The following is a 24,828-nucleotide window of genomic DNA, read 5'->3' as shown; positions in this document are numbered from 1 at the left end:
GAGTTACAAGAGGGCAGCAGCCACTTTAAGGTCAAACGGTGTGGTAATCTTGATATTTTCGCGGTTGCCTTCCGTTAATGTGACAGGAACGCCCCACGCCTCCACCACAGAGGCATCATCGGTAAAGGCCGAGGTATAAGGCTGGCTGTATGCCTGCTTCAATACTTCTCCGTCAAAGACCTGAGGAGTTTGTACCAGGCGGTATTCATCCCGGTTGACGGTAATGCTTCCCGCATCGGTCAGCCGACGGACAGTTTCCACCACTTTTACCACAGGAACAACAGCAAGCTCCGTAGCAGCCAATGCATAGCAACGAGCAATGACTTCTTGCGACACAAACGGACGGACACCGTCATGCACCCCCACCAGCCCCGGCTCATCTACCAGTGCCAAGCCATTGCGCACGGAGTGGAAACGGGTTTCCCCTCCATCGGCAATGCTATGAGGTATATCAAAACGGTACTCCCCGCACAGCCTTTTCCAATAATCCTGCTGGCCATGCGGGAGTACCAATATGATTCGCATGTCCTGATTGTAGGCATAGAATGCTTCCAGTGTACGCATCAGCACCGGTTTCCCTCCTACGGGAAGGAACTGCTTGGGTATATCTGCCCCCATACGCAAACCTTTGCCTCCGGCTACAATCAGCACATATTCCATCATTATACAGATTTTAACGCAGGCACATAGCCTCCTCCAGTTCTTTAACTTTTTCTTTGCCACACAAATGCTCTACCAAAGCCAAAGCAAACTTCATGCAGGCTCCCGGTCCCTTGCCGGTAATGATATTGCCGTCTTTCTCTACCATGTTGCCGGTATACTCCGCACCCTCCAGGTATTTGTCAAAACCCGGATAGCACGTGGCCTTTTTGCCTTTCAACAGACCCAACTTGCCCAATGCCATGGGAGCGGCGCAAATAGCGGCAATATTCTTGCCGGCATCAGCAAAACGCACCAGCAACTTGCCCAAATCGGCATGTTCGGACAACGTCGTGGCACCAGGCAGCCCACCAGGCAGAACCAACATCTCAGCATCGAAGAAATCGCAGTTGGCAAAGTTCTTATCGCACAGCACAGGAACACCATGAGCGCCCCTTACTATCTCATCGTCGGTCACGGTTACCATCTGCACCTTTACACCGGCACGTTTCAAAATATCTACAGCTGCAAAAGCCTCCATTTCTTCAAAGCCATCGGCAAAGAAAACATAAACTGTACCCATAAATTAAGTCTCCTCTTTTATTTTAGATTAAAGTAATATGTAATTGTTCCCACTTGGTTGTTCAGTCCTTCTACTGCGTTAAACCGAGCCTTACGAGCCGCATCTTCCGCCGCTTTGCGCAAGGCCGGGTTGACAGTATTGGTCCGCTTGTTGATAGAAGTAGCAATGACGTATCCCGCCGGGTTGACGGTAATGGTCACCACCACACGCCCTTCGTCCTGCACGTTATACACCGGCCGTGGCAAGCCTCCCGCACCAATGGAACGTCCTCCTAAATCGAACTCACCATAGCCACCTACTCCCGTTGAAGCGCCCTCCGGTGCATTGCCCTGAGGACTTCCCTGCAAGCCATCGCCGGTTTCTGCGTTTCCCCGGCTTCCCATTTTGGCCCCTTTTCCGAAAGCTCCTGCCACTTTCTGGCGTGCAGCCTCTTCGGCCTCACGACGTTGCTGTTCGGCACGGGCTTCAGCCAGCCGGCGGGCTTCTTCGGCTTTTTCTGCCTCTGTTTTCTCGGGCTTCTTCACTTCTTCGGGCGATTTATTTTCCGGAGTCAGCGAAACCGTCTCCTCCATGTCTTGCGTAAGAAGTTCCTGTTCTGCGGTTTCCTGAGGGATGGTAGGTTCGTCTGGCATGGTTTCCACTTCTACCAGCGACGGGTCTGCCCATCCGGAAGATTGCGGAACATCTCCCAGCATGACGGGCACACCGCTTTCTTCCTGAGGTTCAGGCAAAGCGAAGGTAACGACCAGCAAAAAGGCTATCACACCGATGTGCACCACCACTGCGCCGATGATACCTATATATTTTCCTTTCTTTTTCGCATCCGTCATGATGAATCAGGCAAAAGAGTTATTCATTATCAGTACTGTCGGGTGGACGTGTAGCCAGCACCATCTTGAAATGATTCTCATTGGCAATATTCAGCACCTTCACAATTTCGCCGTATGGCACTGACACATCGGCATAAAGAGCCACATACATCTCCGGCTCGCGTTCGGCACACGATTGCAGGAACCCAGGCAGTTCGTCCAGTGTAACGGGCTGCTCGCGGTCATTGCCGAAAGCTGCATAATAGTTCAACTCCTTGTCGATGATAACCCGCGTCAAAGGTTTGGCAGAGGTCTGCTCTTTGCCTTGGGGAAGCAACACCTTGATGGCATTGGGCGACACCACCGTCGAAGTAATCATGAAAAATATCAGCAACAGAAAGATGAGGTCCGTCATGGACGCCATGCTGAAGGTAGGTGATATTTTAGCTCTACGTTTTAACACAAGTTCATCTGTTTAGGTTCGTTCATATTTAATTGGCGGGTTCATTCAGCAAATCCATAAAGGCCATAGTCTTAGCCTCCATCTTGTTGACCACCCCGTCCACCAAAGTCACCAGATAGTTATAGGCAAACATCATAATAATGCCGACAATCAGTCCCCCCACGGTTGTTATCATCGCTTCATAAATACCTCCCGAAAGAAGAGTGATGTCTATGTTATTTCCGGCATTAGCCATTTCGAAGAAGGCGCGTACCATACCGGTCACCGTACCCAGGAATCCCAGCATCGGTGCTCCTCCGGCAATCGTAGCCATGATGGTCAGCCCTTTTTCCAGTTTGGCCACCTCAATGTTACCCACATTCTCTATAGCAGCCTGCACATCATTCACAGGGCGCCCCAGACGGGTGATTCCCTTCTCAATCATGCGGGCCGAGGGAGTATTGACACTGCGGCAATAGGATATGGCAGCCTTGATTTCCCCTCCCAGGATGTAGTCTTTTATCTTATCCATAAACATCGGGTCTTCCTTCCCGGCCTTGCGGATAACATAATTGCGCTCGAAAAGGATATAGAAACCTATCAGCGACATCACAGCCAGCACAATCATAATCCAGCCGCCCTTCACGGCCATATCCCACAGATTCATTTCTCCGGCAGCTTCCACCGGCGTAAGCACCGGATTGGCTCCGGCAATTGTATCGCTCAGCGAAGTAGCTGCCTGAGCCAACAGCATCGTCATTGCTTCCATAAAATTCATTTAACGAAGGCAGTTTTTATATTCCTGAATGGTGCGTTCCAGTCCTAAATACAAGGCATCGCAAATCAGTGCATGTCCTATCGACACTTCATCCAGCCAAGGAATATTCTGATAAAAATAATTCAAATTCTCCAGGTTCAGGTCGTGCCCGGCATTCAGGCCAAGCCCCAAATTGCGCGCCACCTTACCAGCCTCCACAAAAGGGGCTACCGCTGCCTCCCGGTTGCCAGCATAGGCGGAGGCATAAGGTTCCGTGTAGAGTTCCACGCGGTCTGCACCGGCCTTGGCAGCATACTCTATCATCTCCGCATCGGTAGAAACAAAAACGGAAGTACGGATGCCCGCATTGTTGAACGCATCGAGCACCTCGCTCAAGAAGGTGAAATGCGCTTTCGTATCCCACCCGGCATTAGAGGTGAGTTGTGTAGGGCTGTCCGGCACCAGCGTCACCTGATGAGGTTTCACCTGCAACACCAAATCTATAAATTCGCGTGAGGGATATCCCTCGATGTTAAACTCCGTACGAAGCAAGGGGCGCAGGGCATAGACGTCACTCCGGCGAATATGCCGTTCGTCAGGACGGGGATGCACCGTTATACCATCCGCGCCAAAGTTTTCGCAATCCTGTGCAACCTTCAGCACATCAGGCACATTTCCACCCCGCGCGTTGCGCAGCGTGGCCACCTTGTTGATGTTTACACTCAATTTTGTCATAATCCTACGTTATAGTTCGGGGGCAAAAATACAAATAATAGCAATACCTTGGTGCATTCTACAAAAAAAATGCCATCTTTGCATCCCGTAAAAAAAGAAAATGATATGAGATTTGCCTTATTCGGTAACACTTACCAAGCCAAGAAGTCGTTGCATGCAGAACAATTGTTCCGCTTGCTGGAGCAGCACCAGGCTCAACTCTGTATCAGCCGCGACTTCTACGAGTTTTTGTGCAAAGATGCCCATTTGCAGATTCCGCATGCAGATTTGTTTGACAACGACGATTTCCAAGCCGACATGGTCATCAGTCTGGGAGGCGACGGCACTTTCCTGAAAGCCGCCAGCCACGTGGGCAGAAAAGGCATTCCCATCCTGGGTATCAACACAGGCCGCCTGGGCTTTCTGGCCGACATCTCACCGGAAGAAATGGAAACAACCTTCAACGAGATATACGAGCACCGTTTCCGCACCGAAGAGCGAAGCGTGCTGCAACTGAAATGCAACAACCCGCACCTGCAGAAAGCCCCTTATGCCCTCAACGAGATTGCCGTGCTGAAACGGGACAGTTCGTCGATGATAAGCATCCGCGCCACCGTAAACGGTTCGCTACTCACGACGTATCAGGCCGATGGGCTGATAGTGGCCACCCCTACCGGTTCTACGGCCTACTCTCTCAGTGTAGGCGGACCCATCATAGCACCAGACAGCAAAACCATTGCCCTGACTCCCGTAGCGCCGCACAGCCTCAACATGCGCCCCATCGTCATCTGCGATGACCGGGAAATCACGCTGGACGTGGAGAGCCGAAGCCATAACTTCCTCGTGGCTATCGACGGACGCAGCGAGTCGTGTCAGGAAAACACACGGCTCACCATTTCGAAGGCCGACTACACCATCAAGGTAGTGAAACGCTTTAATCACCGCTTCTTCGACACACTGCGCAACAAAATGATGTGGGGAGCAGACCTCCGATAAGCAACTCATTCTGAAAGGTTAACGACACCTCACCGGCACGTTTTTTCTTAGCGATTAGAAGCGCACTGCCAAGCGCCATGAAGCCGCCTCCTTAGCTATAAGGAGCAGCCGCAGTCGGGCTGTCTTTGTCTATAGCGCCAAATATAACAAACTTTTGCCCACTTTCTTTGTGCCTTTCTCAAAGAAATGACTATATTTGTACTCCAATCAAAATCCTATCGGCCATGAAGTACAAACTATTAGTCCTGGACGTAGACGGGACATTGCTCAACAACGAATGCCAAATCAGCAAACGCACCCTAAGTGCCTTGCTGAAAGTACAACAAACGGGAGTCAGGATTGTCTTGGCCTCAGGCAGACCGACTTACGGAATCATTCCGCTGGCCAAAGCCTTGGAACTGGGCAACTATGGCGGATTTGTCATCTCATACAACGGTTGCCAAATCATCAAGGCAGAAAACGGAGAAATCGTTTTCGAACGTCGCATCAACCCGGAATTGATTCCCTATCTGGAAAAGAAAGCGAGAAAGAACAGCTTCGACATCTTCACTTACCACGATGATACCATCCTGTCCAGCAATCCGGACAATCCGCACATCCAACAGGAAGCCAAGTTAAACAACTTGAAAATCATCAGAGAAGAAGAGTTTTCCACAGCCATCGACTTCTCTCCCTGCAAGGTGATGCTGGTAAGCGACGACTATGAAGCCCTGGCTGGATTGGAAAACCACTGGAAGAAACGCCTGGCGGGCACGTTGGACGTGTTCCCCTCCGAACCGTTCTACCTGGAAGCTGTGCCTTGCGGCATAGACAAAGCCAATACAATGGGAGTCTTGCTGGACATGCTGGGAATCTCACGCGAAGAGACGATTGCCATCGGCGACGGAGTGGCAGACGTAACCATGCTGCAGACGGCAGGTTTAGGTATCGCCATGGGACACGCGCCCGATTCCGTGAAAGTCTGTGCCGACTATGTGACTGCTTCCAACGAAGAAGACGGCGTAGCTTTGGCTGTCGAGAAAGCCATCTTATCCGAGGTGCATGCTTCTGAAATCCCCTTGGATTTGCTGAACGAACGCGGCAAATACGCTCTGATGGGCAATCTGGGCATTCAATACACTTACGCCTCAGAAGACCGTATCGAAGCCACCATGCCCGTAGACCAACGCACGCGCCAGCCTTTCGGCATCCTGCATGGAGGAGCTACACTGGCATTGGCCGAAACGGTCGCCGGGTTAGGCTCCATGATTACCTGCAAGCCGGACGAAATCGTTGTGGGAATGCAAGTAAGCGGCAACCACATATCTTCGGCACACGAAGGCGATACGGTACGGGCTGTAGGCACCATTGTGCACAAGGGGCGCTCATCGCATGTGTGGAACGTAGATGTGTTTACTTCTACCAACAAACTGGTGTCGTCTATCCGTGTAGTAAACAGTATTATGAAGAAGAAATAGCCAGAAGTTGCAACAGTTCTTCTACCGTCGATGCGGTCTGCAGGGGTTGTCCCGGACGGTTAAGAAGATAATGTTCCTCATCCACTTCAATACAAGTATCTGACTGCACTTCGTCGCCGGCTTCTATGCCGTTGCGGCGAAGTGCCTTTTTTACCATCGCCACCCGTGGGTTTGTCCCACAAAGCCGTATCTTGCACGTACATTCATTTGCCACCCGAAACGACCCGGCCTGCCCGTCAAAAGCAATGCCCTTGCGGAGAAAGAATTTCGCCAAGACACCGTCCAGTGCCAAATCTTCGGGCGTTCCCACTGCCAAACTGCCTCCCTCACCCATCAACCATACCTTATCCGCTAATTGCAAGGCAAGATCCAAATCGTGCGTGGAAAGAAAAACAGTCTTCTGCATCTGCCTGCTGAGCCGATGGAGCAGTTGCATGATTTCCACCTTGCTGGGAAAATCAAGGAAGGCAGTAGGCTCATCCAGCAGAATAATGGGCGTTTCCTGAGCCAAAGCCTTTGCAATCATCACCTTTTGTCGTTCTCCATCACTCAGCATATCTGTCATCCGCCCCATCAGACCTTCTATGCCCACCAACGCGACAGCTTTCTGCACAACCTCACGGTCTACCTCATCCAAACCGCCCCAAAAACCGGTGTATGGACTGCGCCCCAGGCCTATCAAATCACTTACAGAAAGATTATGTACTTCGGGACGCTCCGTCAGCACCACGCCGATAAGCCGTGCCAATTGTCTGCCGGTATATTCGTCCAGTTCTTTACCATTTATATATATACCTCCACCCAACTTAGGTTGGAAAGCAGAAAGGGTACGCAACAGAGTGGACTTCCCTACTCCATTGGTTCCCAACAGACACGTCAGTTCACCGCGACATATCGTACCGTTAATGGCATCGGCCACCACCTTGATGCCACGCCTCGACCGGTATCCCACCGCTAAGTCTTGCAATTCAATCATCGTTTTATGTTCTATATTGTAGACACGGCTTTCAACATCACAGAAACGTCACGGCTGTCAGCACAAAATCGGCATGCAGCCAGTAATACCCCCGGAAGCCATGACATGCAGCCGTCTTGCACTCATGGGCCAGAAACTCTCCCTTCTCCTTGATTTCAAAAGGAAGAATACGCAAATGCTCCCGAAAGTCCACCTCCTGCTCGCCCAAGCACTTAAACATTGCCTCTTTGGCAGACCAATGCAACAGCAATCCCCATGTATCGTCTTCCTGCCAGGTACCGGCCCTTTCATCCTCTCTCATAAACCGGGAAGCCACCTTATGTACCCGTGCTCCATATTGCTCAATGTCAATACCCAGCGGCTTCTCCCCCAGCATGACAGCAACATACCCGCGTGTATGTGAAATACTGATAAAAGCAGAGTCATCATTCAGATATGGCTTTCCCGAAGGAAGGTAACCAATCTGCACACCACTACCGGCACATTGTGCCAGCAAAGCCCGTACCGACAGCCATTCCTGCCTTCGGTGAAGAGATGAGAAAGACTGCTCGGCCTGCATCACCACGGCATGAGGCAACAAAGCACACAACTCCTCATAAGTTTCCTCCATTTTCCAAACGCCCCAACGCCAGCCAGGCTCCTGATGCTGCCAAAACAAAGCCATAAATACAAATTATTCAGATTTATCCTCATCTGCCAAAGTAACAAGACTTTCGCAAATGGTGAATTTTACTTTTAAAATACGACGGTTGTCCAATTCAAGCACTTCGAACTCATAACGGTCCCATGTCAGCTTTTCATGCCGGGCAGGAAATTCCCCTTTCAGTTCCAGTACCAATCCAGCCAAGGTATCGGCATCGCCCGCCACTTCGTCGAATGTTCCTTCTTCTATCTTCGTAATCTTATAGAAATCTATTAACTGTGTCTTGGCTTCGAACACCCACGTATGTTCGTCAAGACGGGCATAAGTACGCTCTTCATCATCGTACTCATCACGAATCTCGCCTACAATTTCTTCTATGATATCTTCCATGGTTACCAACCCTGAAGTGCCTCCGAATTCATCCACCACGATAGCGATATGTATCTTATTAGCCTGAAAATCGCGCAACAGTTCATCAATCATCTTGGTTTCGGGCACAAAATAGGCCGGGCGGATAAGCGACTGCCAACGAAAACCATCGCCTTTGGAAAGATGCGGTAGCAAGTCTTTGATGTACAGAATTCCTTTGATATTATCTCTCGTCTCTGAATAAACAGGTATGCGCGAATAGACATTCTCCACAATACATTTCAATACATCCTTAAAAGGTGTACGTATCTCCAAATCTACCATATCCAGACGAGAGGTCATAATTTCCTTGGCTGTCTCCTCGCCAAAGCGGATAATACCTTCCAGCAGATTATTTTCTTCTTTCAGTTCCGTTTTATCAGTCAGCTCCAGCGCATGAGAAAGTTCGTCAACCGACAAGCCTGTACGCCCTTTCCTGCGCATAAGCCACTTGTCCATCAGCGAAGACCCCCGCACCATAAGCGATGCAAACGGATAGAAAACCGAACGGCACACTTCGACTCCCGGTGAAGCAAAACGGCAGAAAGCCAAAGCCTTCTGAGCAGAAAACATTTTAGGAATAATCTCGCCCAACAAAAGAATGAGCACGCAGAGAACCACCATCAGCACCCCAAACTGAGCCGCAGGAATGAAGAAATGGAACACGTCCACGAAAAAGAAATTGCAGAGTAGAATAACAGCCACATTGGCCACATTATTCGTGATGAGCAGAGTGGCCAGCAGACGTTCGGTATCGTCAAGCAATTTGGCTATGCGCGCATCGGAGGCGTGTTTCCGCTCGGCCACAGATGCCAATTCAGATGGAGACAATGAGAAAAATGCCGTCTCCGAAGCAGATGCAAAGGCTGACACAAGCAGGAGTAAGCCTGCCAGAATCACGGCACACATGGCCGACGGTGAAGGGGCGGTGACAGAGAATCCTCCCAGGAAATCTGCCACCAGACATAAGTAAGAATCCGAGTCCAAAGATATTCGTTTTAGTTAAACAATCAGAACGGCAGGTCGTCCGTCAAATTCTCTTGCACCGGTGTGCTGTTCTGTGGTTTTGCCGTAGCCTGCACAGGCGGCACAGCCATTCCCGCTCCCTGCTGGGGAGAGACCGGTTTCGGCGAAAGCATCTCCATTACGTCTACGAAAATCTCCGTCACATAGCGTTTGGCACCCGCCTGGTCATCATACGAGCGGGTACGGATTTTACCTTCCACATAGAGCTTGTCACCTTTGTGCACATACTTTTCCACTACCTCTCCCAAACGGTTTCTGAAAATAAGGTTATGCCATTCTGTACGGTCCGGCACCTGAATGCCGCTCTGCAAAGTATAGCCCTTTTCCGTGGTTGCCAATGACAACTGCGCCACACAGCTTCCACCCTCATAATAAGTAACTTTAGGCTCCTGCCCCACATTACCTACCAGTATTACTTTGTTTATTCCCATAATTATCTAAAATATCGTGCCAAATTTAACGAGAATATCTACATCTTGCAAGAATCATCCCCGTTTTTAAGAAGTTTTTCCAAGAAGGCATGCAAAAGACGCGGGAAGGCATAGCGTTCTAAGTCGACCAGCCGTACACGCTGATAGCCAGCAAATGTTTCTGTCCCTTCCGGCAAAACCACTTCATAAAAATGGGCATGAATGATGCGGTGAGATAAGACATGCTTTACATCGCGAGCCAAAGGCCTTATCACGGCTTCGGCATGACCTTGCAAAAAGTCTGCCAGTATATCGGAAGCTAAAAATTCTTCCACACTCATGTCTTTAGAGGTTTCCAACAGCGGGAGTTCAAAAAGGTTCTTCCAGATGTCGTCTCCCGTCCGCTTGCGAATCAAAGTATCTTCTCTTCCTAAAACGACCAACAGATAATTGAAATAACGGTCTGTCTGCTTAGTTTTATGCTGCTTCACCGGCAAGGCAGATACCTGTCCCGAAGCCAATGCCGCACAACTTTCTGCCAATGGACAAAAAAGACATTGGGGCGACTGAGGCGTACACACCAAGGCACCGAAATCCATAATTGCCTGGTTATAATCGCCGGGGCGTTTTTTGTCCAGCACTTCCTGTGCCAGAGCAGAAAAAGTTTTTTTCCCTGCCGTAGAATCAATGGGAGTATCTATGCCGAAATAACGTGACAACACACGATAGACATTGCCATCCACCACTGCATAAGGCATACCGTAGGCAAAAGAACAGATAGCCGCCGCCGTATAGTCTCCCACCCCCTTCATAGACCGCACCCCTTCGTAGGTGTCAGGAAAGACACCATCCTGAAGGCTCCGGGCTGCTTCATGCAGGTTACGAGCCCGCGAATAATACCCCAACCCCTGCCAATACCGCATCACTTCATCTCCGTCGGCTTCTGCCAGAGACTTCACATCCGGGAAACGTTGCACGAAACGCGCATAATAATCATAGCCCTGTGCTACCCGTGTCTGTTGCAGGATTATTTCGGATACCCATATCAGGTAAGGGTCTTTCACCTCACGCCAAGGCAATGCACGCCTGTTGTCACGATACCATGCCAATAATATGTCGCTGAATGAATTCATATCACACAAAATCTTAATACGAGCATACATAAGGGGGCGTCAAAATGAAAAGTTACTTTGCATTTTGCCACCCCCTCAAACGTCCTGGTCAGGACAAAGAAGAATAATCGTGTTCAACTGACAAATCCGAACTTCAGGCAAACCTCACCCGTTGTTAAGCAGGTGGCACCGGGAAGCCCACCAGACGGTATTTGTCTTGACACACCTGTAAATACAATGGATTAGGAAATCATTTCTTGCAATTCCAAGGCTTTAGCTGTTTAAAGAAGTCATTGCCCTTGTCATCCACCAGAATGAAAGCTGGGAAGTCTACTACATCAATCTTCCAGATAGCCTCCATGCCCAGTTCAGGATATTCGACGCATTCAATGCTCTTGATGCTGTTCATCGAAAGAACCGCTGCCGGACCTCCGATGCTACCCAAGTAGAATCCGCCGTGCTTCTGGCATGCATCGGTCACCACTTGCGTGCGGTTGCCCTTGGCAATCATCACCATCGAACCGCCATGATCCTGGAACTCGTCTACGTAGGGGTCCATACGGTTGGCAGTCGTCGGGCCCATGGAGCCGCAAGGCATACCGGCAGGCGTCTTGGCAGGACCGGCATAGAGCACGGGATGATCCTTGAAGTACTGAGGCAAGTCCTCACCGGCGTCCAGACGCGCTTTCAGTTTGGCATGAGCAATGTCGCGGGCCACGATGATGGTACCGTTCAAGCTGACACGCGTAGCAACGGGATACTGCGAGAGAATCTTACAGATTTCGCTCATCGGCTGGTTCAGGTCGATACGCACGGCACCACCTTCGCCTGCATTGCGCAGTTCGGCGGGAATCAATTCGCCGGGATTATCGTCCAGCTTCTCAATCCAGATACCGTCTTTGTTGATTTTAGCCTTGATATTGCGGTCGGCCGAGCAGCTTACTCCCAATCCTATCGGACAAGAAGCGCCGTGGCGCGGCAGACGGATAACGCGCACATCGTGAGCGAAAGCCTTTCCGCCAAACTGGGCACCGAAACCAATCTTGTGCGCCTCTTCCAGCAACTGCTTTTCCAGCTCCACATCACGGAAAGCACGACCCGTCTCGTCGCCCGTAGTGGGCAGGTTGTCGTAATAATGTGTAGAAGCCAGCTTCACCGTAAGCAGGTTCTTTTCGGCCGACGTACCACCGATGACGAAAGCGATGTGGTAAGGAGGACAAGCCGCCGTGCCCAGGCTCTTCATTTTTTCTACAAGGAAAGGAACAAGCGTGCCCGGATTCTGTATGCGGGCCTTTGTTTCCTGATAGAAATAAGTCTTGTTGGCAGAGCCACCGCCTTTTACCACGCAAAGGAACTTATACTCATCGCCTTCCGTAGCCTCAATATCAATCTGTGCAGGCAGGTTGCAGCGCGTGTTCACTTCATCATACATCGTGAGCGGAGCATTCTGCGAATAACGCAGGTTCTCTTCCGTATAAGTCTTGTACACGCCTTTCGACAGGGCTTCTTCGTCGCAGAACCCGGTCCATACCTGCTGGCCCTTCTCACCGTGGATGATGGCCGTGCCGGTATCCTGACAGAAAGGCAACTGTCCCTTGCTGGCCACTTCGGCGTTGCGGAGGAAAGTCAGAGCCACATACTTGTCGTTTTCACTGGCTTCGGGATCGGTCAGAATTGCCGCCACCTGTTCGTTGTGCGAACGGCGCAACAGGAAATTGACATCACGGAAAGCCGCATGGGTCAACATCGTCAAAGCCTCGGGGCTGACTTTCAGGATGGGTTTGCCTTCAAACTCGCTCACCGACACGCCTTCCTTGCTCAACAGGTAGTATTCCGTGTCGTCTTTGCCCAATTGGAACATGGGCGCATACTTGAATTCGGGTGTTGTTGCCATAATTACTATATGTATTATTAATCGGTTGATTATTCGTATGCGCAAAGATAAGAAGTATTATTGGAAAATCCTTTCTCCAAAGTAGCTTTCTTCGTGCAAAGAGTAGAAAAACATCGGATACAAGTTCCGGTTTCCGACGACAATGAAATGTTCAAGGTATAAGAGGCTTCTTTCTAAGGGATAAGAAGCGGCATTCTAAGGGATAAGAAGCAGACTGGTTATATATAAGAAATAAACCAGTATATATCAACAAGATAAGAAGCTATTCCACAGATAAGCCTGATGGGGCCGGATGCAGACATAAAAAAAGGCAGCCCATCGGGTTGCCAGTCCCCTCTGCGGCTGCCTTGGCTATGTGTATGCCTATTTCAGTTTGCCCACGAAAAGGTACGTATTGTCATCTTCGTTGATGCTTGCACGGAGCGACTTCAGTTCGTCTTGCTGCTTGAGTGTGAGTCCGCCGGGGCTTGAGAGAGCCTCATCAATGCGCAGGGCAAGTTCGCCCGGTTCGATGCTTTGCATGAAGTAGCCGTTGTTGAAGAGGAAAGCTGCGTTGTCTGTAGGCAGGTTGCCGACCTTGTCATTGACAAACTGCACGAAGCCTCCCCTGCCTGTGCGCTTGTCCACCAAGATGATTGCCCGTTTGGAAACGTAGGTTCCATACTGGTTTTGTGCCCATTCCAACGTCACATCCATCAGGTAGCAGTCAGGCAATTCAGTGTAATAATGTTGGATGGGGTCGCCCGGCATATTGAGAGTGAAAACAGGCTTCAGCCGATTTTCTTCGGCGATGTAGTGATAGAGTGTATCAGCTTGGGTCACCCAGGTAAAGAGGTAGAAATCGAACGTGCCTTCCATGTTGTCCATATTGCTCACCTCGTTACTAAAGTCTGGCACCACAGCGTAGGGAGTGGCATCAATGCCCTGCAGCACATTGCCTTCAAAGTCCTGTTGCCACACCACGCGTGCCCCTTCGATGTCGTTGAACGGAAGCATGCCCACGATGACCGTTTGCTTGGCGGCATCTACCGTAAACACTCCCTTCGGCACCATGGTGGGCAGAGGGATGGAGGAAAGGTAGGCACCGGTGTCGAGGTCGTAGACCAGCAGGGAGGTGGCATTCCAAGGCATGAGGTAGATGCGTCGGTTCTGCTCGTCTATCTGCTTGTTATACACAGCCCAGTATTCGCCGGGGCCCTGGCCGTTATTGCCCACCCGGAAGAGGAATCGCCCGTCTTTGTCAAACAAGCGGCAGGCTTCTCTTGACCCGCCTCCCGTTATGAAGTAGTTGCCCAGGCAAACACCACCTCCTCTCGTCAAAGCCTCATCCCGGTTATCCAGACGGACAAGGCGGAAGTCTTCCAGATATTGGCTCAGGGCAATGGTAAGAGTATCTTTGCCCAACTTGTCAAGATGTAACACGCATACCGAATCTTGCCCGACAGCCTCCATCGTAGCGACCACAGGCAGATTGTCTAACGTCAGTTCACCGGCAGACTGGTTTCCGCCGCAAGCTCCCAGCACCATAGCCAATGCGGAAAGCCCCCATAATTTAACAGCTTTCATCTTACTCGTGTTTTTAGGATTAACGGGCGCAAGTTAGCGAAAAGCGAAGACAAACACAAGCGTACAATGCTGTTTTTTTTTATTTTACGTTTTATCAGTAGATATAAAAGCTTTCCGTTCCACCCCACGTGCCAGCCCCGTCTGTACCAATCCGCGCATCAACAGGTAGACATTGAATGCCAGCCAGAGTGCATGATTACCCATAGCAGACCGCAGTCCGTAGTAGAGGGCAAAGAAACCAGCAGCTGCCAGTGCCATAGCCAGCAGCATCCCACGGGTAGCAGTGGCACCTATGAACACGCCATCCCACACGAAAGCCGCCATACCTGCCATCGGTATGGCCAGCGCCCAAGGGAAATACTCGTCCGATGCCGCAATCACTGCCGCCTCGTCCGTTAGCAATTCCAGAAAAGCATGCCCACCTCCTGCATAAGTCAGGGTAAAGAGCACCGACATGGCCACTCCCCAGACAAAGAGACGCCGCACAGTCCGGCGGAAAGTCAGCAGGTCGTGTGCACCGACGTAACGTCCGCTCAATGCCTCACCCGCATAGGCAAAGCCATCCATGACGTAAGAAAACAGAGTAAACAGTTGCATGAGCAGGGTGTTGACAGCCAATACAATCTCGCCTTGCTCCGCCCCAGCCGAAGTGAAAAACATCGTCACGGTCACTAAACAAAGCGTGCGCAGGAAGATGTCGCGGTTCACGCCGAAGAAGCGTTTCATGGCCTCACGCTTCCATACGCCCTTCAGTCCGTACCGTCTCAGGTTTCCATATCGGTGCACCCACAACCCCAACCCCATAAGGAAGCCTGCCCATTGTGCCGTGAGCGTACCCAGTGCCACCCCTTCCACCTTCATGCCGCCTCCATAGACGAAGGCAAGACTGGCAACGATATTCACCACGTTCTGCACGATGGCTACCAACATGGGAATGCGCGAGTTCTGCATGCCGATGTACCAACCCGTCAGGCCATACAATCCTAACATAGCAGGCGCTCCCCAGATACAGATATGGAAGTAGGTCTCGGCCAGTATGCGCACCTCTTCTGTGGGTTGAATGAAACAGAAAGCACCATGTACGATAGGTATTTGCAAGGCTATAAGCACCACCGCCACTAACAAGCCCAATCCTATGGCCCGCACCAACAGACGGAAGGTCTCGGCGGCATCCTGTCGCCCGTAAGCCTGCGATGTCATGCCACTGGTACCCATGCGCAGAAAGCCAAATATCCAATAGATGATGTTGAACAACAATCCCCCCACGGCTATAGCACCTATGTAAGCCGGACTACCCAGATGCCCCACGATGGCCACATCTACCAATCCCAGCAGGGGCACAGTAATATTACTTACTATGGATGGCAAGGCAATGCGAAGAATCTGTCGGTCGATAGATTTCATGATACGGCCAGTCTTAGAGGAGATACTGCACTTCCTTGAACAGATAGCTCCGTTCTTCTCCAGTCTCATCCTGCAGCACCATCCGTCCGTCTCCTTCCACCCGGAGCAGGCGTGCGTTGAAGCGTCCACGCGCATCCTCATAAGGATGTAGCCCCGTACGTCTGAAAAGTACCCGGTCATATTTCCGGGCAATGTCTGCCGCAGCGCCTTCCAAAGCGTTACCTTGAGTGTCTCTCTGTAAAGCAGTGTAGTAATCTTGCACGCGGGCGATGATTCCACGCAAAATATCCTCCCGGTCGTACTCCCGCCCAGTGATAAGTTTCAGCGATACAGGATTAGGAGCATCACCGCGGAACACCTCCTGGTTGATATTCACCCCAATACCAGCTATACTGCGGGCTATATGCGTACCAGCGAGTTCGTGCTCTATCAACAGACCGCATATTTTCTTCTCATGCCAATAAATATCGTTAGGCCACTTGATGCAGATGCCTTCTGCCCGCAGTGCCAGCTCTTCACCGACAGCCAAAGCAGTAAGCTGCGACAGCAGGAACTGGCGTCGTGCCTCCAGGAAGCCTGGGTAAAGCACAAAGCTGAACAGTAGGTTGCAGCCGCGTTCCGATTCCCAGGTATTTCCCCGTTGCCCTTGTCCGGCAGTCTGGTAATCGGTGACTACCGTGGTATATTCGTCCACGGCTTCGCGGTCGCATAAGCGGGCAAGATAGCGGTTAGTAGAATCTGTTTCATCCAGCCGTATCAAGGGAAACGGATGTATTTTGTTCTGTATGTTCATCTTCTGTTCTTCTTAGAAAATAGGGGAGTCAAACGCATCCTCTATGTGCTGTATGTCGAAATGGCTTTCACGTCCTACCACCGTCATTATATCGAAACGCACCGGTCCTTCAAAGTCGTGCAGTTTGATATAGGTGTCGGCAGCAGTCACGATATGGCGTATCTTCTTCCAATCCACGGCCTCGTAGGGCTGGCGGAACTCAGTGTTGCGCCGAGTTTTCACTTCGACAAACACCAGCGTTCCGTCTTTGGCGGCTATAATGTCGAGTTCGAGGCGGTTCTTCCGCCAGTTACGGTCAAGTATGGTATATCCCTTTCGAACCAGATAGTCCACGGCAGCATCTTCGCCTGCCTTTCCGAGAATATTGGGTGCTGTCATATCGCCTGTTTTCTTTAATTTCGTGCAAAAATAGGCTTTTTCTGTTTTGTATTTAACGAAGTAGATGTAAATTTGCAGAGAATATGAGAAAAAGAGACAAAACCTGCGCCAAAGCCACTCCGCTTGAGCCCAAACGCGAGCACCGTATTGTTTGCCTTCTCAGCAAGGAAGAGCAGCGTATAGTGGACCGTTATCTTGCCCGCTACAAGATAACGAACAAGTCGCGCTGGTTTCGTGAGACCATCCTGGCTTTCATTCACAAGAATATGGAGGATGATTATCCCACCTTGTTTGGCGAACACGATATGCGGAGATAACTAAGATAAAGGAAGATGGATGATACTTTCTACATGCGACAAGCACTGACCGAAGCCCGCCGGGCCGCTGAAAAGGGCGAAGTTCCGGTAGGTGCCATAGTAGTATGCAAAGACCGCATTATTGCTCGTGCCTACAATCTTACCGAGACGCTGACAGACGTCACTGCCCACGCCGAGATGCAGGCCATTACAGCCGCAGCCTCCGCTTTGGGCGGCAAATATCTGAACGAATGCACGCTTTATGTCACCGTAGAGCCCTGCGTAATGTGTGCAGGAGCCATCGGATGGTCGCAACTGAAGCGCTTGGTCTTCGGAGCAGAGGATGCGAAGCGCGGCTATCTCCGCTACGCCCCTCAGGCTCTGCACCCCAAGACTGAGGTTACAAGCGGCGTACTGGCCAGTGAATGCACCGCTTTGATGAAGGACTTCTTTGCCGCCCGTCGCTGAAGGGCTTCAACCTTTACCTGTGTGCGTAAAGAAAAACGCCGCCATCCCAATAAGTATCCCTCCCAGCACTCCATAGAACCAACGTGCCTGCCGACGTCCTACGTTGCGGACCACAAACTGGGCGTTGCGTGCCGTGAAGAACCAATCCCAATCCAGCAATGCCGCCAGCAGAGACAGAATGCCTGCCAGCGCAAAGATACCTTGTATGATGTATTGGCTGGCCATATCTTTATTCGGGGTCTTTCACACAGATGAGACGTTCGCCGCTTTCCCGCTCTTCGATGGTTACTTTCACTGCATCGCCGGGCAGCAGTTCTTCTATCAGTTCCGGCCACTCGATGAAACACACGGCACCACAATAGAAATAGTCTTCGTAGCCCATGTCATACACCTCTTCCAGCTTTTTAATACGGTAGAAGTCGAAGTGGTAAATCAGTTCGCCCGTCGTGTCGGAGCGATATTCGTTGACGATGGCAAAGGTAGGCGAAGTAACCGTATCTGTCACGCCAAGCTCCTCGCACACAGCCTTGATAAAGGTCGTTTTGCCCGCCCCCATCTTACCGTAAAAGGCGAACACCGTATTTTCGCCCATGGCTTCGATGAATTGACGGGCGGCCTCGTGAATCTGTTCTAATGATTGAATCTTGATTTCCTTCATAATATATTATTGTTGTTGAATGATTATTGTGGCGTGGCTTACTCATGCAGCCGGCGTTGCCGGCGGTATATCCACAGGCTTTTGACTGCTTTGCACACGGCATAAATGACTATAGAAAAGAATATGATAGATGCTCCCGAAGGAATATTCTCACGGAATGAGAGATACAATCCACCGAGACAACTGACATAACCGATTCCGACAGACAGCCAAATGATGTGATGGAAACGGTGTACAAAAAGGTTGGCTGTCATTTGCGGAATGGTGAGCAGTGAGATGACAAGCACGATACCCACCATGCGCAGACAGGCCACGATGGTAAGAGCAATGAACATCATCATTACATATTCCAACAACTGCACATTCAGCCCTTGAGAACGGGCAAATTCCGGGTCGAACGCCATATATGTAAGCGGATGAATGAACAGGGCAAAGAAGATGACCAACACAGCCGCTACACTTCCCAGCAATGCCAAGTCACTTTGGGTGATAGTCAGAATATTGCCGAACAGATAGGCCGAAAGGTCGGGAGCAAACCCGGGCGAAAGAAATGTGAACATCACGCCCACTGCCATGCCCAAAGCCCAGAAAACAGCAATGGCCGAATCCTCACGCATATCCTTGCGTTTGCTCAGCCATTCTACCCCGAATGCAGAAAGCACGGCAAACACTGCTGCCGACAGGATAGGTGGCAACCCCGTGTAAAGTCCCAACCCGATTCCTCCGAACGAGGCGTGTGTCAGTCCGCCACTGATAAATACCAGCCGCCGGGTGACAATGTATGTCCCTACCAGTCCGCAAGCGATGCTGGCCAGTAAGCTGCCGATAAGGGCATGTTGAATGAATGTATATTGCAGTAAGTCCATAACAATCTTCGTCATTGTTTGCCGTTCCTCCGTTCGCCGATAATGAGGAACACTTCGTCTTTGAGAGCATCGGGCAACGCGATACCACGTAGTTGCAGGCTGCGCACCCATCCAGCCACGTCTTCCTCACGCATGGTGTAGAACACGTTGCGGAATTCGTCTTCCTGCTCTGCCGTATAGCCATCGGGCGGAGTGCCGATGTAACGGTCCAGCTCTTCATCGTCGTAATACTCTATCTTCTTGCTCACAGCTGCCAGCAGACTTTCTTTCTCGCACACTTCGTGCTGTCCGCAGCATTCCATGTCTACGGGGTTTACTTCTGGCAGTTGTTCTATTTCTCCGCGTTCCACTTTCTGTTGCAGCTTCCGGTTGCGTATCCATCCCATCAGGGCGGCCAATACAGCCAGGGCGAACAAAGCTATGATGAGTATCCACATATTTATACGTTAGGTTTATGAAAACGGTTCTACTCTTCCCGGTCAGAAAGGACGGACAAAGATACGGTTTGTTTGGGAGATGACAAAATCGGAAAGATGAAGTTGTGGCACCGGACACAAAAAAACTCTGCCCGACAACAGGCCGCATGTCGGTTGCTGTCAGTTCGGCAGAGCAGATTGATCAGGTTGATTAACAGGCACGTGCAATTACAAGACAATTGCCCATATTATGCAGCCTTCCTGCATATCTGTTTCAAGGCTGCTGCTAAGCTATTGCAAGGCTGCTGCTAAGCTACTGCAACATTACTGCTAAGCTATTTGCAGCATGGTCATTATCGGTAAGATTGTCTGTACACCTCCACAATATCTTCATCAGACATCTGTATGCGATCGCTGGAGAACATCACTCCCATCACCTCACGGGTGTTGCGCATCAACGTCTCGAACTCGGCAGGAGTAATGCCATAATCGGACATCTTCAGGTCTGCCACGCCACAAGCCTCTTGCAGCCGACCAAGGGCGGTAAGAAAGTCTTCGGGCTTGTCAGCCTCAGGCATTCCCATGGCTTGCGCCATGCGTATGAAACGGTCATCGCAAGCGTGATGTTCGATGAAGTATTTATAATAAGCCTTGCTTATCATGATAAGTCCCGCACCATGAGGCAAAGCAGGGTGATAAGCCGAGAGGGCATGTTCCAAAGCATGTTCGCTGGTAATAAGCGTCAGACACATTACTACACCGGACAGCGTGTTACCCCAAGCCACGTGAGTACGGGCTTCCAGGTCTTTTCCTTCCTGCACGGCACGGGGCAAATATTTGGCCAGGTTCTCAATGGCAGTCAGTGCATACATGTCGCTCATCAGGTTGGCACCACGGGCAATGTAACCTTCGGTGCTGTGGAAGAGGGCATCGAATCCCTGGTAGGCTGTAAACGTGGGAGGTACGCTGGTCATAAGCTCCGGGTCGACGATGGAGAGCACAGGGTAGAGCGAAACGTCGCCTACGAAGGCTTTTTCAAACGTGTCTTCTTTGGTGATAACACCCGAATTGTCCGTTTCCGAACCGGTGCCAGCCGTAGTGGTGATGGCTACGATAGGCAGCGGCTTTACGGCAATGGGAGTTCCTTTGCCCGAGCCGACCGGTACGTAATCCCACAGTTCACCTTCGTTAGTGGCCATGATGGCAATGGCTTTGGCACAATCCATCACACTGCCGCCTCCGAGGGCAACCAGGAAGTCGCAACCGTTCTCGCGGGCCGCCTGTGCTCCTGCATTGACATTGCCCACGGTGGGATTGGGCGAAACGCCGTCGAACACGGTTGTTTCTATGCCCGCCCGGTGCAGTTGTTCCTCAGTACGGGCCAGATAGCCGTTAGCACGAGTCGACTTGCCGTTGGAGATGATGATAAGGGCGCGTGTGCCCGGCATCGGTTGTTCGCTAAGTTTGTTCAACATCCCTGCTCCGAACATTACGCGAGTGGGGACATACATGTCATAATTCAAGTTTGTATTCATAATCGTACAAAAGTTTGTTACTTGTATTTCTTGATTGCAAAAGTAGAAGAAATGTCCTCTTCCGGTTGTATCCAGATTACAGAAGAACCAATCCTTTTTACAGATTCGTCCCTAACCGGCAGGCTTGTTCCTGATAGGACGGGGCCGGCAAGTGACAGTTTGTAACAACATTACAGAAAATGATACCTCTTTTACAGATTCCAAGTCTTTTACGCGAAAGTTATGGATAGAATTTGTACATTTGCCTCAGACTTAATCCCTATATAATTATATGAAAGAAGGAATCATAAAACTGAATACGGTGGATGATTATAACCGGCTGTTCGGTCTTGAGACACTCCATCCGCTGGTCAATGTCATAGACTTGTCGCAAGCGACCAGTTTTCCTACCCATTTCACGGTGAACTATGGCGTATATGCACTTTTCCTGAAAGAGACAAAATGCGGAGATATCCGTTATGGCAGGCAGCCGTATGATTATCAGGAAGGAACCATTACCAGTTTTGCCCCCGGACAAGTGACGGAAACAGACATGCCGGAAGGGGTAAAGCCTAAAGCGAAAGGCATAGTCTTTCATCCGGACCTCATCAAGGGCACATCGCTGGGACAGGAAATCAGAAGCTATTCTTTCTTTTCCTATGATTCGCGGGAGGCTCTTCACTTGTCGGATGACGAAAAAACAATTATATTAGACTGCCTGTCGAAAATCAGGATGGAATTGACGCACCCGATAGACAAATTGAGCCGGAGACTGATTTCCAGAAACATACAGCTCTTACTGGATTATTGCATGCGCTTCTATAACCGTCAGTTTGTCACCCGCACGGAAGCCAATAAAGACGTACTGACACGTTTTGAGCATTTACTCGACGACTATTTCCAGAGCGGGAAGACGCAGACAGCAGGCATCCCCACCGTACGTTATTTTGCAGAAGCCGTGTTTCTTTCGCCCAACTACTTCGGCGATTTGGTTAAGAAAGAAACCGGGAAAAGTCCCCAGGAATACATTCAAGCCAAAATTATGGACCTGGCCAAAGACATGTTGCTTGGTTCGGAGAAAAGTGTCTCGCAGATTGCCTACGACTTAGGCTTCCAGTACTCACAACATTTCAATCGCGTTTTCAAAAGAAACACAGGATTGTCACCCAACGAATACCGTAAATCGGCAACATTGTAAAAGTAACGGGAGGATGCTTAAAGGACATCGGCTCACCGACAGGCAGGAAACGGCCCTACCACACAGCCGAGAGCTATCCCCCGAAGAGCCGTTTATGTCAGTTTGTCAGTTACTCTGCCAAAAGAATAATGAAATCTTTCCCATGTATGTTTTGGCACGACGTTTGTCTTATGCATAACGTCTGCCGGTAAGGTGGACAGAATAAAAATGAATAATAACAAATAAAAAATAACAGTCATGGGAAAAATTATTGGTATTGACTTAGGAACTACAAACTCATGTGTGTCCGTATTTGAAGGCAACGAACCTGTAGTGATTGCAAATAGCGAAGGCAAGCGTACGACTCCTTCCGTAGTAGCATTTGTAGATGGTGGTGAACGTAAAGTGGGTGACCCCGCCAAACGTCAAGCCATCACTAACCCGAAACGCACGGTTTATTCTATCAAGCGTTTCATGGGTGAAAATTGGCAACAAGTACAGAAAGAGGTATCACGCGTGCCTTATCCCGTAGTCAATGACAACGGTATGCCCCGCGTGGACATTGACGGACGTCACTACACACCGCAGGAAATCTCTGCCATGATTCTTCAGAAGATGAAGAAGACAGCTGAAGATTATCTGGGTCAGGAAGTAACAGAAGCTGTTATCACAGTGCCTGCCTATTTCTCCGATTCTCAGCGCCAGGCAACGAAAGAAGCCGGACAGATTGCAGGTTTGGATGTAAAACGTATTGTGAATGAACCTACGGCAGCAGCTCTGGCTTACGGTATCGACAAAGCCAACAAAGACATGAAGGTGGCTGTGTTCGACCTGGGTGGTGGTACATTTGATATTTCTATCCTGGAATTCGGTGGCGGCGTGTTCGAAGTATTGTCTACCAACGGTGATACTCACTTGGGTGGTGACGACTTTGACCAAGCTATCATCAACTGGCTGGTACAGGAGTTTAAGAACGATGAAGGTGCGGATCTGACAACCGACCCGATGGCTATGCAGCGTCTGAAAGAAGCAGCCGAAAAGGCCAAGATTGAATTGTCCTCTTCTACATCTACAGAAATCAATCTGCCGTATATCATGCCGGTAGGTGGCGTTCCCAAGCACTTGGTTAAGACTTTGACTCGTGCTAAATTCGAACAATTGGCACATGATTTGATTCAAGCTTGTCTGGAACCGTGTAAGAAAGCAGTAAGTGATGCAGGTCTGAGCACTTCTGATATTGATGAAGTAATCTTGGTGGGCGGTTCTTCCCGTATCCCCGCTGTTCAGAAATTAGTTCAGGACTATTTCGGCAAGGTGCCTTCCAAGGGTGTGAACCCCGATGAAGTAGTAGCCGTGGGTGCTGCTATCCAGGGTGCCGTATTGAATAAGGAAGCCGGTGTGGGCAACATCGTGCTGTTGGATGTCACTCCGCTGACACTGGGTATTGAGACCATGGGTGGTGTCATGACTAAGCTGATTGACGCCAATACAACCATCCCGTGCAAGAAGAGCGAAGTCTTCTCGACGGCTGCCGACAACCAGACGGAAGTAACCATCCACGTATTGCAAGGTGAGCGTCCTATGGCTGCTCAAAACAAGTCCATCGGTCAGTTCAACCTGACGGGTATCGCTCCTGCACGCCGTGGTGTTCCTCAGATTGAGGTAACCTTCGATATTGATGCCAACGGTATCTTGAAAGTATCTGCCAAGGATAAGGCTACAGGCAAGGAACAAGCCATTCGAATCGAAGCTTCCAGTGGCTTGAGCAAGGAAGAAATCGAACGCATGAAAGCTGAAGCTACAGCCAACGCTGAAGCAGATAAGAAAGAACGTGAGAAAGTGGACAAACTGAATCAAGCAGACTCCATGATCTTCACAACCGAAAATCAGCTGAAAGATTTGGGTGATAAGCTCCCGGCTGACAAGAAAGCTCCTATCGAAGCTGCTTTGCAGAAACTGAAAGATGCCCACAAGGCTCAAGATTTGGCAGCCATTGACAGTGCAATGTCAGAACTGAACACAGCTTTCCAAGCTGCCAGTGCTGAGATGTACGCTCAAAGCGGTGCACAAGGCGGTGCCGGTGCCCAGGGTAATGCTGGCCAGCAAGCTAACAATAACCAAGGCAAACAAGGTGACAATGTACAAGATGCGGACTTTGAGGAAGTCAAATGATTCCGATAAGTAAACAAATACTAAATCGCAAGCAAAAGCGTGCAGCTCAACGAGTTGCACGCTTTTTGCGTTTATGGGGTTCTTGGTTTCTATGCCTTTTTTATCTCTTATTTGCGACATATTTGCATCACGTCTTATTTGGTGAAAAGAAGCTTTTGAAGAAAACCTTAGTGATGCTGCTTTAGGTTATCACTGTGAGCGGGCGTCTGAAGCATCAGCAAAAACTGAAAGCGCAAGCGTTTTATCAACCCGCC

The 24,828-nt window shown here is 50.2% G+C and carries 27 protein-coding genes; 6 read left to right on the top strand and 21 right to left on the bottom strand.

Features of this window, described 5'->3' with window-relative positions:
- Window positions 1-3: 3 nt before the first annotated feature.
- From B5F34_RS11560 to B5F34_RS11535, 6 genes are all read right to left on the bottom strand, one after another.
- Complete coding sequence (locus B5F34_RS11560) at window positions 4-663, bottom strand: 2-C-methyl-D-erythritol 4-phosphate cytidylyltransferase (protein WP_087339076.1); 660 nt, start codon at window positions 661-663, stop codon at window positions 4-6.
- A gap of 10 nt (window positions 664-673) precedes the next feature.
- Window positions 674-1,222 (bottom strand): DJ-1 family glyoxalase III, encoded by a 549-nt coding sequence (locus B5F34_RS11555; protein ID WP_087339072.1) that lies wholly within the window; start codon window positions 1,220-1,222, stop codon window positions 674-676.
- A gap of 17 nt (window positions 1,223-1,239) precedes the next feature.
- The gene (locus B5F34_RS11550; RefSeq protein WP_087339069.1) at window positions 1,240-2,052 is read right to left on the bottom strand and encodes an energy transducer TonB; all 813 of its coding nucleotides are present in this window, start codon (window positions 2,050-2,052) and stop codon (window positions 1,240-1,242) included.
- A 19-nt stretch (window positions 2,053-2,071) separates the two neighbouring features.
- Complete coding sequence (locus tag B5F34_RS11545; protein ID WP_087339066.1) at window positions 2,072-2,455, bottom strand: biopolymer transporter ExbD; 384 nt, start codon at window positions 2,453-2,455, stop codon at window positions 2,072-2,074.
- A gap of 67 nt (window positions 2,456-2,522) precedes the next feature.
- The gene (locus B5F34_RS11540) at window positions 2,523-3,242 is read right to left on the bottom strand and encodes a MotA/TolQ/ExbB proton channel family protein (RefSeq protein ID WP_204245602.1); all 720 of its coding nucleotides are present in this window, start codon (window positions 3,240-3,242) and stop codon (window positions 2,523-2,525) included.
- A 9-nt stretch (window positions 3,243-3,251) separates the two neighbouring features.
- Window positions 3,252-3,965 (bottom strand): pyridoxine 5'-phosphate synthase, encoded by a 714-nt coding sequence (locus tag B5F34_RS11535; RefSeq protein WP_087339060.1) that lies wholly within the window; start codon window positions 3,963-3,965, stop codon window positions 3,252-3,254.
- A 105-nt stretch (window positions 3,966-4,070) separates the two neighbouring features.
- On the opposite strand from B5F34_RS11535, the gene B5F34_RS11530 reads away from it, so the two are divergent.
- Both B5F34_RS11530 and B5F34_RS11525 read left to right on the top strand, forming a co-directional pair.
- Window positions 4,071-4,940 carry an NAD kinase gene (locus B5F34_RS11530; protein ID WP_087339057.1) on the top strand — a complete coding sequence of 290 codons (870 nt, stop codon included), beginning with the start codon at window positions 4,071-4,073 and terminating at the stop codon, window positions 4,938-4,940.
- 224 nt (window positions 4,941-5,164) lie between these two features.
- Window positions 5,165-6,397, top strand: a complete 1,233-nt coding sequence (locus B5F34_RS11525; RefSeq protein ID WP_087339054.1) for a Cof-type HAD-IIB family hydrolase — start codon at window positions 5,165-5,167, stop codon at window positions 6,395-6,397.
- On the opposite strand, the gene B5F34_RS11520 is transcribed toward B5F34_RS11525, so the two are convergent.
- The 10 genes from B5F34_RS11520 to B5F34_RS11475 all read right to left on the bottom strand — a co-directional run bounded on the left by B5F34_RS11520 (window position 6,381) and on the right by B5F34_RS11475 (window position 17,007).
- Window positions 6,381-7,388, bottom strand: a complete 1,008-nt coding sequence (locus tag B5F34_RS11520) for an ABC transporter ATP-binding protein (RefSeq protein WP_162609330.1) — start codon at window positions 7,386-7,388, stop codon at window positions 6,381-6,383. The two genes, B5F34_RS11525 and B5F34_RS11520, sit on opposite strands and share 17 nt — an antisense overlap.
- A gap of 22 nt (window positions 7,389-7,410) precedes the next feature.
- Window positions 7,411-8,037: a 4'-phosphopantetheinyl transferase superfamily protein gene (locus tag B5F34_RS11515; RefSeq protein ID WP_087339048.1), complete on the bottom strand. Its 627-nt coding sequence runs from the start codon at window positions 8,035-8,037 to the stop codon at window positions 7,411-7,413.
- A gap of 9 nt (window positions 8,038-8,046) precedes the next feature.
- Window positions 8,047-9,411 (bottom strand): gliding motility-associated protein GldE, encoded by a 1,365-nt coding sequence (gene gldE, locus B5F34_RS11510; RefSeq protein WP_087339045.1) that lies wholly within the window; start codon window positions 9,409-9,411, stop codon window positions 8,047-8,049.
- A 23-nt stretch (window positions 9,412-9,434) separates the two neighbouring features.
- A complete protein-coding gene (ssb, locus tag B5F34_RS11505) occupies window positions 9,435-9,881 on the bottom strand; it encodes a single-stranded DNA-binding protein (RefSeq protein WP_087339044.1) in 447 nt (148 codons plus the stop codon).
- A 38-nt stretch (window positions 9,882-9,919) separates the two neighbouring features.
- Complete coding sequence (mutY, locus tag B5F34_RS11500; RefSeq protein ID WP_087339136.1) at window positions 9,920-10,993, bottom strand: A/G-specific adenine glycosylase; 1,074 nt, start codon at window positions 10,991-10,993, stop codon at window positions 9,920-9,922.
- Between the two features lie 229 nt (window positions 10,994-11,222).
- Complete coding sequence (locus B5F34_RS11495; RefSeq protein WP_087339041.1) at window positions 11,223-12,866, bottom strand: fumarate hydratase; 1,644 nt, start codon at window positions 12,864-12,866, stop codon at window positions 11,223-11,225.
- A 363-nt stretch (window positions 12,867-13,229) separates the two neighbouring features.
- Window positions 13,230-14,432 carry a 6-bladed beta-propeller gene (locus B5F34_RS11490; protein WP_087339038.1) on the bottom strand — a complete coding sequence of 401 codons (1,203 nt, stop codon included), beginning with the start codon at window positions 14,430-14,432 and terminating at the stop codon, window positions 13,230-13,232.
- 84 nt (window positions 14,433-14,516) lie between these two features.
- Window positions 14,517-15,836 (bottom strand): MATE family efflux transporter, encoded by a 1,320-nt coding sequence (locus tag B5F34_RS11485; RefSeq protein WP_087339035.1) that lies wholly within the window; start codon window positions 15,834-15,836, stop codon window positions 14,517-14,519.
- 13 nt (window positions 15,837-15,849) lie between these two features.
- Window positions 15,850-16,629 carry a biotin--[acetyl-CoA-carboxylase] ligase gene (locus tag B5F34_RS11480; RefSeq protein ID WP_087339031.1) on the bottom strand — a complete coding sequence of 260 codons (780 nt, stop codon included), beginning with the start codon at window positions 16,627-16,629 and terminating at the stop codon, window positions 15,850-15,852.
- Between the two features lie 12 nt (window positions 16,630-16,641).
- Entirely contained in the window at window positions 16,642-17,007 is a 366-nt protein-coding gene (locus B5F34_RS11475; RefSeq protein ID WP_087339028.1) for a YraN family protein, read from the bottom strand.
- Between the two features lie 83 nt (window positions 17,008-17,090).
- Here B5F34_RS11475 and B5F34_RS11470 point away from each other — a divergent pair, with 83 nt between their 5' ends.
- The gene (locus B5F34_RS11470; protein ID WP_087339025.1) at window positions 17,091-17,324 is read left to right on the top strand and encodes a hypothetical protein; all 234 of its coding nucleotides are present in this window, start codon (window positions 17,091-17,093) and stop codon (window positions 17,322-17,324) included.
- Between the two features lie 15 nt (window positions 17,325-17,339).
- Window positions 17,340-17,771 (top strand): nucleoside deaminase, encoded by a 432-nt coding sequence (locus tag B5F34_RS11465; protein WP_087339023.1) that lies wholly within the window; start codon window positions 17,340-17,342, stop codon window positions 17,769-17,771.
- A gap of 6 nt (window positions 17,772-17,777) precedes the next feature.
- Here the strand turns inward: B5F34_RS11465 and B5F34_RS11460 are convergent, their stop codons facing one another.
- The 5 genes from B5F34_RS11460 to B5F34_RS11440 form a co-directional block, all read right to left on the bottom strand.
- Complete coding sequence (locus B5F34_RS11460) at window positions 17,778-17,996, bottom strand: immunity 17 family protein (protein ID WP_087339020.1); 219 nt, start codon at window positions 17,994-17,996, stop codon at window positions 17,778-17,780.
- Between the two features lie 4 nt (window positions 17,997-18,000).
- Window positions 18,001-18,429, bottom strand: a complete 429-nt coding sequence (tsaE, locus tag B5F34_RS11455; RefSeq protein ID WP_087339017.1) for a tRNA (adenosine(37)-N6)-threonylcarbamoyltransferase complex ATPase subunit type 1 TsaE — start codon at window positions 18,427-18,429, stop codon at window positions 18,001-18,003.
- Window positions 18,430-18,467: 38 nt separating this feature from the next.
- A complete protein-coding gene (locus B5F34_RS11450) occupies window positions 18,468-19,295 on the bottom strand; it encodes a metal ABC transporter permease (protein ID WP_087339133.1) in 828 nt (275 codons plus the stop codon).
- A gap of 11 nt (window positions 19,296-19,306) precedes the next feature.
- Complete coding sequence (locus tag B5F34_RS11445) at window positions 19,307-19,732, bottom strand: phospholipase (protein ID WP_087339014.1); 426 nt, start codon at window positions 19,730-19,732, stop codon at window positions 19,307-19,309.
- 332 nt (window positions 19,733-20,064) lie between these two features.
- Window positions 20,065-21,246 carry an iron-containing alcohol dehydrogenase gene (locus tag B5F34_RS11440; protein ID WP_087339011.1) on the bottom strand — a complete coding sequence of 394 codons (1,182 nt, stop codon included), beginning with the start codon at window positions 21,244-21,246 and terminating at the stop codon, window positions 20,065-20,067.
- A gap of 271 nt (window positions 21,247-21,517) precedes the next feature.
- Here B5F34_RS11440 and B5F34_RS11435 point away from each other — a divergent pair, with 271 nt between their 5' ends.
- Both B5F34_RS11435 and dnaK read left to right on the top strand, forming a co-directional pair.
- A complete protein-coding gene (locus B5F34_RS11435) occupies window positions 21,518-22,423 on the top strand; it encodes a helix-turn-helix domain-containing protein (protein WP_087339008.1) in 906 nt (301 codons plus the stop codon).
- A 237-nt stretch (window positions 22,424-22,660) separates the two neighbouring features.
- On the top strand, window positions 22,661-24,574 hold the full coding sequence (dnaK, locus tag B5F34_RS11430; RefSeq protein ID WP_087339005.1) for a molecular chaperone DnaK: 1,914 nt from the start codon (window positions 22,661-22,663) through the stop codon (window positions 24,572-24,574).
- Window positions 24,575-24,828 lie beyond the last annotated feature (254 nt).

This window comes from Mediterranea sp. An20 (assembly GCF_002160055.1).
Taxonomy (GTDB): Bacteria; Bacteroidota; Bacteroidia; order Bacteroidales; family Bacteroidaceae; genus Bacteroides; species Bacteroides avicola.
The sequence above is the reverse complement of the archived record's forward strand: the minus strand, read 5'-3'. Positions and strand labels throughout refer to the sequence as shown.